Annotated in this window: 13 protein-coding genes; 2 read left to right on the top strand and 11 right to left on the bottom strand. The window is 65.6% G+C overall.

From position 1 onward, the window contains the following. Nucleotides 1–90 precede the first annotated feature (90 nt). The 9 genes from AC6CH3_RS21865 to AC6CH3_RS21825 all read right to left on the bottom strand — a co-directional run bounded on the left by AC6CH3_RS21865 (nt 91) and on the right by AC6CH3_RS21825 (nt 9,558). Nucleotides 91–831, bottom strand: a complete 741-nt coding sequence (locus AC6CH3_RS21865; protein ID WP_498134423.1) for a hypothetical protein — start codon at nt 829–831, stop codon at nt 91–93. Nucleotides 832–999: 168 nt separating this feature from the next. After that, nucleotides 1,000–2,691: an alpha-amylase family glycosyl hydrolase gene (locus tag AC6CH3_RS21860; RefSeq protein ID WP_498134422.1), complete on the bottom strand. Its 1,692-nt coding sequence runs from the start codon at nt 2,689–2,691 to the stop codon at nt 1,000–1,002. Further along, entirely contained in the window at nt 2,688–3,548 is an 861-nt protein-coding gene (locus AC6CH3_RS21855) for a carbohydrate ABC transporter permease (RefSeq protein ID WP_498134421.1), read from the bottom strand. The genes AC6CH3_RS21860 and AC6CH3_RS21855 overlap by 4 nt, the downstream gene beginning before the upstream one ends. Next, complete coding sequence (locus tag AC6CH3_RS21850; protein WP_498134420.1) at nt 3,545–4,570, bottom strand: carbohydrate ABC transporter permease; 1,026 nt, start codon at nt 4,568–4,570, stop codon at nt 3,545–3,547. Before AC6CH3_RS21850 ends, AC6CH3_RS21855 begins: the two co-directional genes overlap by 4 nt. After that, complete coding sequence (locus AC6CH3_RS21845; RefSeq protein WP_498134419.1) at nt 4,567–5,886, bottom strand: ABC transporter substrate-binding protein; 1,320 nt, start codon at nt 5,884–5,886, stop codon at nt 4,567–4,569. The genes AC6CH3_RS21850 and AC6CH3_RS21845 overlap by 4 nt, the downstream gene beginning before the upstream one ends. 163 nt (nt 5,887–6,049) lie before the next feature. Then, nucleotides 6,050–7,030, bottom strand: coding sequence for a LacI family DNA-binding transcriptional regulator (locus AC6CH3_RS21840; RefSeq protein WP_498134418.1), 981 nt, complete (start codon nt 7,028–7,030; stop codon nt 6,050–6,052). 188 nt (nt 7,031–7,218) lie between these two features. Then, the gene (locus AC6CH3_RS21835; RefSeq protein WP_498134417.1) at nt 7,219–7,788 is read right to left on the bottom strand and encodes a hypothetical protein; all 570 of its coding nucleotides are present in this window, start codon (nt 7,786–7,788) and stop codon (nt 7,219–7,221) included. A 121-nt stretch (nt 7,789–7,909) separates the two neighbouring features. After that, on the bottom strand, nt 7,910–9,184 hold the full coding sequence (locus tag AC6CH3_RS21830; RefSeq protein WP_498134416.1) for an MFS transporter: 1,275 nt from the start codon (nt 9,182–9,184) through the stop codon (nt 7,910–7,912). After that, entirely contained in the window at nt 9,181–9,558 is a 378-nt protein-coding gene (locus AC6CH3_RS21825) for a MarR family winged helix-turn-helix transcriptional regulator (protein ID WP_498134453.1), read from the bottom strand. Before AC6CH3_RS21825 ends, AC6CH3_RS21830 begins: the two co-directional genes overlap by 4 nt. A gap of 375 nt (nt 9,559–9,933) precedes the next feature. On the opposite strand from AC6CH3_RS21825, the gene AC6CH3_RS21820 reads away from it, so the two are divergent. Then, entirely contained in the window at nt 9,934–11,508 is a 1,575-nt protein-coding gene (locus AC6CH3_RS21820) for a sodium-dependent transporter (RefSeq protein ID WP_498134415.1), read from the top strand. Then, nucleotides 11,505–11,642: a methionine/alanine import family NSS transporter small subunit gene (locus AC6CH3_RS21815; protein WP_498134414.1), complete on the top strand. Its 138-nt coding sequence runs from the start codon at nt 11,505–11,507 to the stop codon at nt 11,640–11,642. Before AC6CH3_RS21820 ends, AC6CH3_RS21815 begins: the two co-directional genes overlap by 4 nt. A 377-nt stretch (nt 11,643–12,019) precedes the next feature. Here AC6CH3_RS21815 and AC6CH3_RS21810 read toward each other — a convergent pair whose 3' ends face one another. Both AC6CH3_RS21810 and AC6CH3_RS21805 read right to left on the bottom strand, forming a co-directional pair. Further along, entirely contained in the window at nt 12,020–13,048 is a 1,029-nt protein-coding gene (locus AC6CH3_RS21810; protein WP_498134413.1) for a helix-turn-helix domain-containing protein, read from the bottom strand. A gap of 122 nt (nt 13,049–13,170) precedes the next feature. Next, on the bottom strand, nt 13,171–13,369 hold a 199-nt coding region (locus AC6CH3_RS21805), incomplete at its 5' end, for a hypothetical protein (RefSeq protein ID WP_498134412.1).

The following is a 13,369-nucleotide window of genomic DNA, read 5'->3' as shown; positions in this document are numbered from 1 at the left end:
CGGCAGATGCCCTTTCCGGGCATCTTTCGGAGTGGCGCCGGGCCTGGACGAGCAATTCGTCCCGGCCCGGTCGCCGCTCCTGCTGACAGGTTACCGCTGACCGCGGTCTGATGGCTTGTGCGAGTCACCGGACGCGTGGCCCGCGTTGCCTTGGGCAGCAGCTGCTGCGGCTTGGCCTGCAGCTGCAGCTGCTGCGCCTTGGGCTGCGGCTGCTGCGCCTTGGCTTTCAGGTGCTGCGCCTTGGCGCTGCGGCTGGACCGGCTGCTGCTGGACCTGGGGTTCGACATGCCCCTTGCCGGAGTTCCCGGCCGAGGAGCCCCGTGCTTTATCCGCCGCCCGGTCCCGAGGCGCGGGAACAGACGCGCAGTACGAAGCAATGCTGCCTTCACCGCCGGCCGCCTTCGCAAGCGCGTCATGGGCCACGGAAGTGGAGTTCAGGCCGCCGTGGGTGTAGGCGTTGCAGAGACCAAAGGCAGCGGGGCCGGTGGCGTCAGGGCCCACCGGAGTTGAGGCGTGCGATGAATCCCGCTCCTCGTCCTCCTTCGGGGCCGGTTCCGGAGCAGCGTTTTTGGCGTCTGCCCGAGCGGATCGCCGCTCCTCGTTTTCCCCGTCGCCAGCGGCAGGCTTCAGGGAGTCCCTGTCAGGGACGGTCGGGGTGGGCTTGAGGAAGTCTGTTGCCGGGACTGTTGGCGTTTGTGATTCCGTATCTGAGATCTGCGCCGCCGCCTCGCCGGGCAGGGATACGGCGACCCCCGTCCCGCCTACCACTAAAGCGCCGGCAGCGACCAGCGATGCTGCCAGCCTGTGTCCAGAAAGAGTGAGAAAAGACATAAGACCCTCCGTTGACGAATGTTATGGATTGCGCCCAACTGGGGTTTTCCCCCCGCACTCACTGGATCGTAATCCGGGTCACAAAAGTTACGGGTTTGGCGAAACTTTTTTCACGTGATTGCGGTGAGCCGACTGAGAGCGGCCGAGGGAGGGCTGCGGGGAAGGGACTCAGCCCCGCAGCACCCACGCGGCGTTGTCCGGCTGCAGCCAGCCCTCACGTTCCAGCGGAGCGGCACTGGCCAGCACGGTCCCGCCCGGTAGCCGCACCGGCTCCGTTCCCATCGCGACGGCGACGAGGAACCTTGGGCTGCGCTCGCAGACCAGCAGGTTCCCGGCTTCCACCCGCCAGGTACCGCCGTCGTCCGCGGTGAACAGGCCCTGTTCCCATAACCGGCGGCGGAGTCTGACGGCGGCAGTCACCAGGGTGAGCATGGAGCCGGGGTCCTGCTGCTGGGTTTCGACCGCGTGGCTGCCCCAGCCGTCGGGCTGCGGCAGCCACGGCGGCGCAGGAGAGCCCGATGGCGAGGCGGCCCGCTCACCGGCGGGTCCCAGCGTGAAGCCGTGGTTTCGTGCAGGGTCCTCGGTCCAGGGCAGCGGGACGCGGGCGCCGTCGCGGGTGATCCCGCCGCGGACCCACATCGGGTCCACGCGGGCATCCACCGGAACGTCGACTTCGGGCAGGCCGAGTTCCTGCCCCTGGTACAGGTACGCTGCGCCGGGCAGTCCGAGCAGCGCCAGCACCGCAGCCCGGGCACGCCGGGCGCCGAGAGCCCCGCCCCCAAACCGCGTCACCGAACGGACGATGTCGTGGTTCTCCAGCGCCCAGCTGGGCGCGGCGCCGTGCAGCTGCCGGGCCGCCTCCAGCTCGGCCCCCACAGAAGCCCACGCCGCCGGGTCCCAGCCGAGCTTCACGAAGGCGAAGGCGAACGCCTGGTGCATCTCGTCGGCCCGGGTGTAGCGGGCGGCGCGGGCCGGTTCCAGGTTGACCTCGCCCACCAGCAGGCGGTGCGGCTGGTACTTCTCGGCGAGGGTCCGCCAGCGGCGGTACACCTCGTGGACCTCTTCCTGGTCCGAGACCAGGGGATTGGACCGGAGCCCGTCCACCACGGCGGTGGCAGCCGGCGCGTCCGGCAGGCCGTCCGCCTTGAACAGCGCATGCGCAACGTCGATCCGGATGCCGTCCACGCCCTTGTCGAACCAGAAGCGGAGCACGCCTTCGAAGTAATCCCCGACGGCGGGATTCCGCCAGTTCCAGTCGGGCTGGCCGGACGAGAACAGGTGCAGGTACCACTCCGTGTCGGCCGTCGGGCTGTCGCCTTCCGAATCCGGGTTCGCGCGGCTCCAGGCCCGGCCGCCGAACACGCTTTGCCAGTTGTTGGGCGGCAGGTCGCCGGGGGAGTCCGGACCGGAACTGCGGCCCTGGACGAAGTGGAACAGCTCCCGTTCCGGCGAGCCCGGGCCGGCCGCGAGGGCCTGTTGGAACAGCGGGTGGGCCGAGGAGCAATGGTTCGGGACGACGTCGAGCAGGATCCGCAGGCCCAGCGAGTGGGCGAGGTCCAGCAGCCGGTCGAACTCGGCCATGGTGCCGAAGAGCGGGTCCACGCCGCAGTAGTCGCTCACGTCGTAGCCCTGGTCCGCCTGCGGGGAGGGCTGGAACGGGGTCATCCAGATGCCGTCCACGCCCAGCGAGGCGATGTACGGCAGGCGGGCGGTGAGCCCGGCGAGGTCGCCCACGCCGTCGCCGTTCCCGTCCGCGAAGGAGCGCGGATACACCTGGTAGATGACCGCGGACTGCCACCACCCGACGTCGTGCGCTGCTCCCGTAATAGCGGCGCCGCCGTCGAAATTAGACGCGCTCATTTGCCGGCTCCGGCGGTGAGGCCTTCCACGATCCGGCGCTGGAAGATCAGCACCATGATCACCAGCGGAACGGTGACGATCACGCCGGCGGCCATCTGTTCGCCGAACGGTGCCTGGAACTCGGTGGCGCCGGTGAACTTGGAGATGGCCACGGTAGCGGTCTGGATTTGGGGGTCGTTGATCATCGAGAGGGCGATGATGAACTCGTTCCAGCTGTGGATGAACGTCAGGATGGCCGTGGTGAACACGCCGGGCGCGGCCAGCGGGAGCAGTACCTTCCGGAACGCCTGCCACTTGCTGCAGCCGTCGATCATCGCCGCTTCTTCGAGGTCGAACGGCAGCTGCTTCATGAACGTGGTCAGGTTCCAGACGGCGAGCGGAATGGCGAAGGACAGGTTCGGGATGATCATGGCCTGGTAGGTGTTGATCCAGCCGAGGTCCGTGAAGAACCGCAGGAGGGGTACCACCACCGAGATGCCGGGGAACATCGACGTCGCAATAATAACGCCGAGGATCACGGACTTGAACCGGAAGTTCATGCGCGAGATGGCGTAGGCGGCGAACACGCCCATTACCAGGGCCAGCACCGTGGTGGTGCCGGCCACGATCAGGCTGTTGAGCAGGGCCTGGCCGAACATGGTGGAGCCGTCGAACACCTTCACGTAGTTCTCGAGGGAGAACGGCGCGGGCAGGAGCGTGTTGTCGAAGATGTCCGCGGTGCGGCGGAGGCTGGAGACGAGCATCCAGTAGAACGGCGCCAGGCAGTAGGCGAAGATCAGCACCAGCCCGGCGTACACGGAGTAGGAGCGCCAGGTGCGCTTCTTCGGTGCGCGAGAAGCGAGTTCGGTGATGGTCATCGGGTGGCCTCGGCCTTCTGTGAACGGGTTGCCTTGTGCTTCTTGAGACTGTTCTTGACCGGGCGCAGCCGGTTCGCGCCGGTGATGTCCGCGCCCAGCACCTTCACGAACACGATGGCGACGACGGCGACGTACAGGAAGAGGACCACGGCGAACGCGGAGGCGGAACCGTAGCGGAGCTGGTTGGATTCGTCCCAGGCGAGCATGGAGAGGGTCTCCACGGATTCCTTGCCGGGGCCGATGAGGACGAACGGGAGGTCGAACATCCGCAGGGCGTCGAGCATGCGGAACAGCACGGCCACCAGGAGCGTGGGCTTGACCAGCGGGAGGGTGATGGAGCCGAGCTGGCGCCACCAGCCGGCGCCGTCGATCTTCGCGGCCTCGTACACTTCCCCGGGGATGATCTGCAGGCCGGCCAGGACCAGCAGGCCGATGAACGGTGCGGTCTTCCACACCTCGGCCACGATGATGGCCACCTTCGAGGCGGTGCCTTCGGCGGTCCACAGGATTTCGCTGCCCAGCAGGCTGTTCGCGATGCCGTCCGACTGGAAGATCCAGCGCCACAGCAGGCCGGAGACGGCGGTAGGCACAGCCCACGGCACCAGGATGCTGGCGCGGAGGAAGGACCGGCCGCGGAAGGCCCGGTTCATGGCCAGCGCCAGGCACAGGCCAAGGACAGTTTCCAGCAGCACGGTGGTGACGGTGAAGAACGTGGTGTTGGAGAAGGCATTGAGGAAGCGCTGGCCGGACTCGCCCACGAACAGGTCCGCGTAGTTGGCCAGGCCCACGAAGGCCTCGCCTTCCGTGACGAATCCATCCGCGTCCAGGCCGGACTCGGCCCGGTAGAGGGACTGGTGGATGGCCGAAAGTAGGGGATACACGATCACCAGCGCCAGGACCAGGAGGGTGGGGGAGAGCAGCATGGCAGCCATGCGGCCCTCCCCGGGCGTGCGGTTTTTCGTGGTCCGGGTTGGCGGGTTTTTCCGGTCCTGCGGGGCGGGGGCGGTAACGGTGGCCGTCATTTTGCGGTGATTTCTTCGAGCTTGGCCTGCATGTCCGCGAGGGCGGTGTCCGTGTCCTTCGCGCCGGTGAGGGCGGCGTACGCCTCTTCCTGGATGGCCTTGGTGGTGGCGCCGTACTGGACCACTTTGGGGCGGGGCTGGGCGCTGGTCAGGGATTCGAGCAGGGTGGGGAAGAACGGGCGCTTGGCCACGACGGCCGGGTCTTCGTAGAGCGCGGCGTAGGCGGGGGCGCGGGAGCTGAGGGCCAGGCGCTTCTGGGCCTGTTCCTGGCTGGTGAAGAACTTGATGAACTCCAGGGCCGTGGCCTTGTTCGGGGTGAACGGGGAGACGGCCAGGTTGCGGCCGCCGAGGGTGGAGACGCCGGTGCCCGTGGTCCCCGGGATGGAGCTGATGCCGAACTTGCCGGCCACCGCGCTGGAGCCGTCCGTGGCGCTCAACGATGAGTAGAGGAACGGCCAGTTGCGCAGGAACACCACCTTGCCGTCCTGGAAGGCGCGGCGGCCCTGTTCCTCAAGGTAGGTGATGGCGTCGCTGGGAAAGAGCCCGTCCTTGAAGCCGTCCACCAGCTGGGAGAGGCCCTGCTTGGCTTCGGGGGTGTTGACCGTCGGCTTCCCTTCGGCGTCCACGATGCTGCCGCCGGCGGAGGCCACGGCTTCGGAGAAGTTGACGGTGAGGCCCTCGTTCTTGTCGAACTGGCCGGCGTAGCAGGACATGCCCTTGGCTGCGGGGAGTGCCAGCACCTTCGCGCAGGCGGCCTTCATCTCGTCCCAGGTCTTGGGCGGGGCGGCCACGCCGGCGGCCTTGAGGAGGTCGGTGCGGTAGTAGAACAGTGCGCCGTCGGTGTAGTACGGGGCGCCGTAGAGGGTGTCCCGGTACTTCGCGGCGTTCACGGTGGCGGGGATCATGCGGTCTGTAGGGATCGCGTCCGCAGGGAGCGGGAGCACCCACTTGTTGGCCGCGAATTCGGAGTTCCACACGACGTCCAGGTTGAGCACGCTGAACGTGTCCGACTTGATCTGCGCGTTCTGGACGAGCTGCTGGCGCTGCTGGTCGGCGGAGTCCGGGAGTTCGATGAACGTGACCTTCTCATCCGGGTGCGCGGCGTTCCATTCGTCGATGCTCTTCTGTGCGGCACCGGAAGCGTCGCGGGAGGAGACGTAGTTGATGGGGCCCTTGCCTTCGAACGCCGCGGCGGTGCTGGCACCGGCCTTGGGTTCCGTGGCGGATCCGCCGCAGGCCGTGAGCGAGACGGCTGCGGCCGTCACGAGTGCGGTGGTGGTGAGAAGAGTCTGCCAGGTCCGGCGGCGCTGCCTCATGTGTTGCTCCTTCATGGGGTTCTGTCTGTTGTGGCACTTGGTTTTGGGCATGGGGTTTTTGGGCACTTGGTTTGTGGGCACTTGGTTTTTGGGCATGGGGGAGTACGACGACGGCGGCACGCGTCAGTGCCGGCTGTTGCCGTTGGGATGGGGCTGGGGCGGGTTAGTTGATAGCGGGAGGCGCCGTGGAGCCGCGTTCGATCAGCCGGTGCGGCATGATCTTCGGCCCCAGGTCGCGGGAGCGAAGCAGTTTCTTTACGGCCATCCGGCCCATCTCCTCCAGCGGCTGGGCCATGGTGCTCAGGGGCGGGTGGACGTGCAGGGCGGTGGAGGTGTTGTCGAAGCCGAGGACGGAGACGTCTTCCGGGACACGGCGCCCCCGTTTCTGCAGTTCGTTCACCACGGCTGCGCCCATCTCGTCACTCATCGCGAAGATGGCGGTGAGCTCCGGCTCCTGGGCCAGGAGGTCATCCAGGCCCGGGGCGCCGCTTTCATAGAAGAAGCTGCCGGTGGCGGTGACGGGGGCGCACTTGGCCTCGGCCATGGCGCGGAGGTAGCCGCGTTCCCTGGGCTGGGCCACGTACATCGAGGCGGGGTCGCCGGTGAGCAGGCCGATGCGGCGGTGGCCGAGCTTCAGCAGGTGACGGGTTGCGTCGTAGGCTGCCTGCTCGTCGTCGATGGCCACGCTGGGTGAGCCGGACCTGTCGCTGATGGCAACGGAGATGATGGGGATGTTCGGTCCCAGCAGCTGCCGCGTTTCGGAGGTGATGACGGCGGAGATGAGGATGACGCCGGCCGCCCTGTAGGTGCGGAGTGTGCGCAGGTAACCGGCTATATAGGCCGACTTGGCTCCGGTGCGGCCCAGCATCACGGCGTAGCCGCGCTCCTGGGCCTCGGCTTCGACGCCCTGCATCACCTGGGAGGCGAGGGCGTCCGACACCATGGGTGCCAGCAGCCCGATCACGGAGGTCTGCCGGGTTTTCAGGCCGCGGGCCAGGTAGTCCGTTTCGTAGCTGAGACTGCGGACCGCGTCCTCCACACGCTCGCGGGTTTCGGCGGAGTAGCCCACGAGTCCGTTGACCACCCGCGAGACGGTGGCGGGAGATACGCCGGCGTGCCTGGCGACGTCCCTGATGGTTACCACTGCTTCTCCTCGGCCGGTGCTGGCTGGTTCGTGTGCAAAACACAGTTACGTAAACGGTTTACGTAATCGGTTTCGTGATCTGCTGCACCAACACTAAACGGAGGGGAATGGGATTGCCGTACGTTTCGTAAACGGGGGATTCATCAGCGATGGGGTCAGGTCCACCGGACGTTGAAGGCTCTTCGGCGTCAGTCCGGGCGGCGATCAGTGTCTTCGTCCTCCGCAGGGAGTGCCGTATCGGCCGAATTCCCTGACGAGATCTGCCGCTTGACCTGCTCAAGCTCATCTTTGAGCAGGTCAACGGTGGCACGGTATTCGTCGAACTCCGCCGTCCGGCGACGAGCCACGGAGTAACTGATGCCGGCGGCGAGAATGGCAAGCGGGAACGACGCCAGCAGGGCCCAGCCGGACGCGGCAAGGAAGTCCAGGGCTACGGGAAGTGCCTGCTTGAATGCCAGGAACTCGTTCACCCCGCCGACCACCCCGTTCAGAGCGGAGTCGAGGGGGCCCAGAAACTGCCCCACGATGGGCGTGTCGGAAAGCGGCGGAGCGCTCAGCGGCGGATCGCCCCCTGCGGACCAGCGCGGATCAGTGAAATGGTTCAGGACGTAGACCGCGGCACCCGCGTTGAGGGCCGCGAAGAGCAGGACGGAACCAAGCAGAGTCCAATGGAGCCGGCGCGGACGCCAGACGCCGGCCACCAGCGCGAAGACGGTGGCGGCAACCCAAGGAAAGATGCGGAGTTCGTCGCGGCTCATGCCGCCCAGTAGATCCAAGGAATTCCCCGCCCCTTACAGTTGGAGCCCATGCCTGTCCCGTCCCCAGTGAGCCTATCCGAGTCACCCCGGGCATGCCGCGGCAGTTGCGCGAGGCACCGGGCTAGGCGTCGGAGACCCTGATGTCCCGGGCGCGTTTTCCGGGGAACGCGGTCCGGAGCTGTGCTCGGAACGTCAGGGGGCTGCGACGGCTGACCGCGATGACGGAGAGCAGGCCGGTCAGCAGCACAACGGCGCCTCCGGCGGCCACCGACCAGCGTGCGCCGAACTCCGTGCCGATCCACCCCATGAGCGGCGCCCCCACGGCGGTGCCGCCCTGCAGGACGCCCAGGTAAAGCGCCAGTACACGCCCCCGGAACTGCGGCTCCACGGAGAGTTGGATGCTGGTGTTGCAGCTGTTCAGGAAGGTTATCGAGGCCAGACCCACCGGGATCAGCACGGCGGCGTAGAGCCAGAACGACGGCGACACGCTGCCCACCAGCGTGAAGAACCCGAGCCCGAGCGCCCCGCCGAGCAGGAAACGGAGCCGGGGGCCGGCCCTGCGGGCCGCCAGCAGGGCACCGGCCAGGGTCCCGACGGCCATGATGGAGCCCAGCAGCCCGAATTCACCCGGCCCCACCCCGAACTCAGCGGTGGACATCAGCGCGTTGGTGATGGGGAAATTCATGCCGAAGGCACCAAGGACCCCCACCATGACCAGGATGAGTGTCAGGTCCGGCCTGCCCCGCACGTAGCGCAGGCCCTCGGCCACCTGGTGCTTGCCGCGGACTGCCAGCGTGGCCGGTGCCAGCTCGGAGGTGCGGATCCGGAACAGCGAGATAATGACGGCGGCGAAGCTGGCTGCGTTGAGCAGGAAGACCGGCCCCGTGCCCACCCAGGCGATCAGCACACCGGCGATGGCCGGGCCGGTGAGCCTGGCGGTGTTGAAGGACGCGGAGTTCAGCGCCACCGCATTGGCCACCTTGTCCTGCCCCACCAGTTCGGAGACGAAGATCTGGCGGGCCGGGGCGTCAATGGCGCTGGCCAGTCCGAGGCACAGGGCGGCCAGGTAGGCATGCCACAGCTGGGCGGTGCCCGTGACCACCAGGAGTCCAACGGCCAGCCCGCACAGGCCCATCGCCAGCTGCGTCCACAGCAGGATCAGGCGTTTGCGGTGCCGGTCCGCGAGGACGCCGCCGTAGGGGCCGAGCAGCAGCATCGGCAGGAACTGGAGGCCCGTGGTGATGCCGACGGCGGTGCCGGAGTGGTCGGTGAGGACGGTCAGTACCAGCCAGTCCTGCGCGATCCGCTGCATCCAGGTGCCGATATTGGAGACGAGCGCCCCGCCCGCCCAGATGCGGTAGTTGGGGTTCTCCAGTGCCCGGAACATGGCGCTCATTTGGCGCTCAATTGCTGCATGATGGCGGCGGCGCGGCTGAGGGTCTGGCGGTCCTCGTCGCTGAGTCCGGCCACGCGCTGGGCCAGCCAGGCTGTCCGCTGTTCGCGGGCTTCTGCCAGGACGTCCATCCCGGCCGGGGTGATTCCTACCTGGACCTGGCGGCCGTCTGCGGGGTGGGCTGTCCGTGTGACAAAGCCCTGCTCCGTGAGGGCGTTGACGATCCGGGTCATGGAGGGCGCCTGCACGTGCTCGCGTTCGGCCAGTGCCCGGAGGGTCTGCGGTCCGTTGACGTGCAGCTGGGCCAGGACCGTGTACTGGCCGGGAGTGATGATGTCCCCGGTTGCCTCCACGCGGAGCCTGCGGGACGTGCGCATCACCGCTGTCCGAAGGTCGATGGCCAGAATGTCCGGCGTGATGCTATCCCTGGGTTCCCGGTCCGTTTCCGTCACTGTGCGTGCGCCTCCTGAGAATTTACTTAGCAATGCTAATTAGCCCTGCTAACCATTATGCTCCTGCAGGGTAAAGGCGGCAAGTGGGGGTGTGGGCGGACTTCGATGCTTGGTGCGGCATTCTCTGATTGCTGGGCCGGGGCTTCCATGAAACGAAAGGTAAAAGTAAAGTCGCGGCATATAGCCAGTGAATTGGACTTCCACCTTCATCCGAGAGCGAGCCCACATGGACCGGCCAGAAAAGCGCGGTGTCCAGCGCTGCAGCATAAACCTGACAACCGTTGTGCAGGGCGTGACGGGATGAGCAGCCCGTCGTCTTCCCGCTCCGCCCCACCAGTGAAGCGCGAGACATTCTCCACGCGCAGGATGTTCATCCTTTCGGCCATCGGTTCAGCCGTGGGGCTGGGCAACATCTGGCGCTTTCCGTACATCGCCTATGACAACGGCGGCGGCGCCTTCCTGATCCCGTACCTCGTGGCGTTGCTGACGGCGGGCATCCCACTGCTGTTCCTGGACTATGCCGTGGGGCACAAATTCCGCGGCTCCCCGCCGCTTGCTTACCGCCGGCTACACCGGGCGGCCGAGCCGCTGGGGTGGTGGCAGGTGCTGGTCTGCTTCGTCATCGCAGCCTACTATGCGGTGATTATCGCGTGGTCCCTGATGTACACCATCTTTTCCTTCACCGAGGCCTGGGGGGACGACGCCGAGGGCTACTTCTTCGCTACCTTCCTCAACGTGGCCGAGGCGCCGGGCGTGGGCTTCAATTACGTGCCGTCCGTCTTCTTTCCGCTGCTGCTGATCTGGATCGCAGTCATCATCATCATGGTGGCCGGAATCCGTAAAGGCATTTCACGCGCCAACTCGGTCCTGCTCCCGCTGCTGGTGGTGATGTTCGTACTGCTGGTGATCCAATCCCTGTTCCTCCCAGGCGCAGCAGAAGGGCTCAACGCCTTCTTTACCCCCGACTGGTCCGCCCTGGCTGACCCGTCCGTCTGGGCTGCTGCCTACGGCCATATCTTCTTCTCGCTCTCTGTGGGCTACGGCATCATGGTCACCTACTCCTCCTATCTGAAGCGCAGGACCGATCTGACCGGTTCAGGCATGGTGGTCGCGTTCTCTAATTCGGGATTCGAGATCCTGGCCGGCATTGGCGTGTTCGCCGCGCTTGGGTTCATGGCCCAGGCCGCCGGAACAGGCGTCAACGATGTTGTCACCCAGGGCATCGGCCTGGCATTCGTGGCGTTCCCCACCATCGTTTCCCAGGCGCCGTTCGGGGCGCTCATGGGGGTGCTGTTCTTTGGATCCCTGGTTTTCGCGGGGGTTACATCGCTGATCTCGGTCCTGGAGGTCATCGTGGCGGCGGTGCAGGACAAGCTCGGCTGGGGGCGGGTCAAGGCTTCAGTAGTGGTCAGCGGGCTGGTCGCGGCCGTGTCGCTGGCACTCTTCCCGACGGCAACGGGCCTGTACCTCCTGGACACCTCGGATGCTTTCGTCAACAGCTTTGGCATAACGCTCGGGGCGCTGGTGACCGTGGTGGTGCTGGCATGGTTCCTGCGCAAGCTTCCACTGCTGTCAGCCCACCTCAACCGCATTTCGACGATCAAGATGCGCCGGGCGTGGATGGTGCTGGTGGCCGGTGTGGTTCCGCTTGCGCTGATCTACATGGTGTCCAACGAATTCATCAGCAAGATCTCCACCACCTATGAGGGCTATCCCGAGTGGTTTGTGGGCCTGTTCGGCTGGGGCATGGCCGGCGGGCTCGTGGTGCTGGCGCTGGTATTGACGTTCATCCCCTGGAGCCGCAAATCCAAGGCCCACCATGACCCGGAGTATCAATCCATGGTGGACGAGGAAGAAGAGGAGACGGCACGATGACACCCATCGCAATCACCATGATGATCATTGCCATCCTCACAGTGTGGGGCGGCCTGGCGCTTGCGTTGCTCAACCTCAAGCGTCACCCCGAGGATGAGGGCGCGCTGCCCGACGAGCACGCACCGGAGCTTTGACCGGCGGATCATCAGAGCGACACCAAGCGATCTCGGAACGCCGCCAAAGAGCGATCACATCCACAGTTGTGGGCGGCAGCCGGTTCGCGCTACGAGTCAGCCGTAGGATCTGCTCGCGCAGGATGTCCGCATGTCCGCAGTGCTGGGCGTGTTCTTGACTCTGGCTCCGATAGCGTCGGTCCCAGCGTCTCTCAGGCCGCTCCGGACCCGCTCACCGCCTAGTGTCCTGCTGCCTTGTCGCTCAAGCGGCTGTTGCTATTACTGTCATCAAGCAGTGCTGCGACACGGGTCAAAAACTTGCACATGACCTAACTGATAGGTCGAACGCGGGTCTAGGCGAAGGCTTGGGATGTGGTCTATTGACGCCGCCAGCACGGTTACATGTTGGGGTTCAGTGACTCCCGCAGTTTTTGCAATGCGTCACGAACGACGGGCTCGGATCGATGGATCTCCCTCACATTCATCCCGGTAAACTCTTTCACTGCACGGCGCATGCTTTGCACATTGGTGAATCCGGACGATGTCGCTATTTCTGAGTAGGTGATCCTTTGGGCGCCGGCCTGAAGGAGGAGCTCGAGGGCTTTGCGCGTTCTCAAGGCGCGTATACGCTCACCCAAGTGGAGTTCTTCATTCTCGAAAAAGTAGAACAGAGAGCGACGGGAGAGGTTGAACCTCTCGGCGATCATTGCCACGTCCAGATCGGGGTTTTCATAGCTGGCATCAAGGTATTTCTTCACAGCCCGACCTAGGGCCGGTTTCTGCGCCCCATCGTCGATCGGGGTTTCGAGCAGGGAGCCCACCAGGGTGGCCATCACGGATCGGAGGATGTCTGCGGTTCCCGATGCGTCCCGGTCGATGCCCGGCCGCTTCCAGCTCATCAGCGCGGGGATTACGAAAGTGCCCACAATTGGGTGCTTTGCGAGGTCAGGCAGGCGAAGCAGGGAGCCTAGCGCGGAATCGCTCACATTCAGGCTGCTGCGGTCGATGTTGAGCTGCAAGGCATGGAAGCCTTCGGGCGCATCGAAACTGCCGGCCAGCGAGGTATCGATGAACCTGACAGACCCCTGTGATACTGGCTCAGGCACGCCGTTGAGAGCGAGGGTTAGGGTCGGCGCTTTGCGGAAGTAGGCCAGGCGCAGATCCTTGGTGTCGGGATTCGGCGCCCACGAGCCCAATGCGGGACCGTTGAACATTTCTATGAGGCTGAAGCCCGGCCCGGCAAGATTAATGGCTGAGGGATTGAAGGACACAGGAGTCTCGCGTGCCGACTTTTCCAGCCGCATTGGGGTCTCGACGGCACTGCCATACCACGCGCGCCAATGTTCGAACCTTCGTTCGGGATTGAGCCCCTCCGGCACTGTATATCGTCGCAGGCGGCCGCTGTTCCCGCTAGCGGATTGAGGCATACCATCCTCCTTTCCCCAGCTGAACCTTTATGGCGGCAATCGGAGTGGCGGCTACGTCTTGAGGAAGCGCTTGCGGTGGCTCACAAGGCTGGCCAGAAAGGACCTCAGCTCTTATGCCTATTTTACCTGTACTCATCTTTGATCAGGGCGTTGATGGCCTTAGTGCCCACACCCCCCACGACGGTATGGCCGCCGTTGGTTTGGGTGGGCATGCGGTGGATAGCCACATGTTCCGCTTTCTGCAGATCGTCGGTCTTTTCGTGTCCGCCGAAATGCAGCATGGTTGCGAGGTCATTGACTCGGTGAGGGGCGAGGGCATAT

It is taken from the genome of Arthrobacter sp. GQ119 (assembly GCF_059759125.1).
Note: the sequence above shows the minus strand (reverse complement) of the source record. Positions and strands in the feature narration are given on the sequence as shown.

Bases quoted from the DNA above. Each gene is read 5' to 3' on its own strand.
- AC6CH3_RS21825 (WP_498134453.1), bottom strand. From the start codon at position 9,558: ATGCGCACGTCCCGCAGGCTCCGCGTGGAGGCAACCGGGGACATCATC.
- AC6CH3_RS21815 (WP_498134414.1), top strand. From the start codon at position 11,505: ATGACACCCATCGCAATCACCATGATGATCATTGCCATCCTCACAGTG.
- AC6CH3_RS21820 (WP_498134415.1), top strand. From the start codon at position 9,934: ATGAGCAGCCCGTCGTCTTCCCGCTCCGCCCCACCAGTGAAGCGCGAG.
- AC6CH3_RS21865 (WP_498134423.1), bottom strand. From the start codon at position 831: ATGTCTTTTCTCACTCTTTCTGGACACAGGCTGGCAGCATCGCTGGTC.
- AC6CH3_RS21855 (WP_498134421.1), bottom strand. From the start codon at position 3,548: ATGACCATCACCGAACTCGCTTCTCGCGCACCGAAGAAGCGCACCTGG.
- AC6CH3_RS21860 (WP_498134422.1), bottom strand. From the start codon at position 2,691: ATGAGCGCGTCTAATTTCGACGGCGGCGCCGCTATTACGGGAGCAGCG.
- AC6CH3_RS21810 (WP_498134413.1), bottom strand. From the start codon at position 13,048: ATGCCTCAATCCGCTAGCGGGAACAGCGGCCGCCTGCGACGATATACA.
- AC6CH3_RS21835 (WP_498134417.1), bottom strand. From the start codon at position 7,788: ATGAGCCGCGACGAACTCCGCATCTTTCCTTGGGTTGCCGCCACCGTC.
- AC6CH3_RS21845 (WP_498134419.1), bottom strand. From the start codon at position 5,886: ATGAGGCAGCGCCGCCGGACCTGGCAGACTCTTCTCACCACCACCGCA.
- AC6CH3_RS21830 (WP_498134416.1), bottom strand. From the start codon at position 9,184: ATGAGCGCCATGTTCCGGGCACTGGAGAACCCCAACTACCGCATCTGG.
- AC6CH3_RS21850 (WP_498134420.1), bottom strand. From the start codon at position 4,570: ATGACGGCCACCGTTACCGCCCCCGCCCCGCAGGACCGGAAAAACCCG.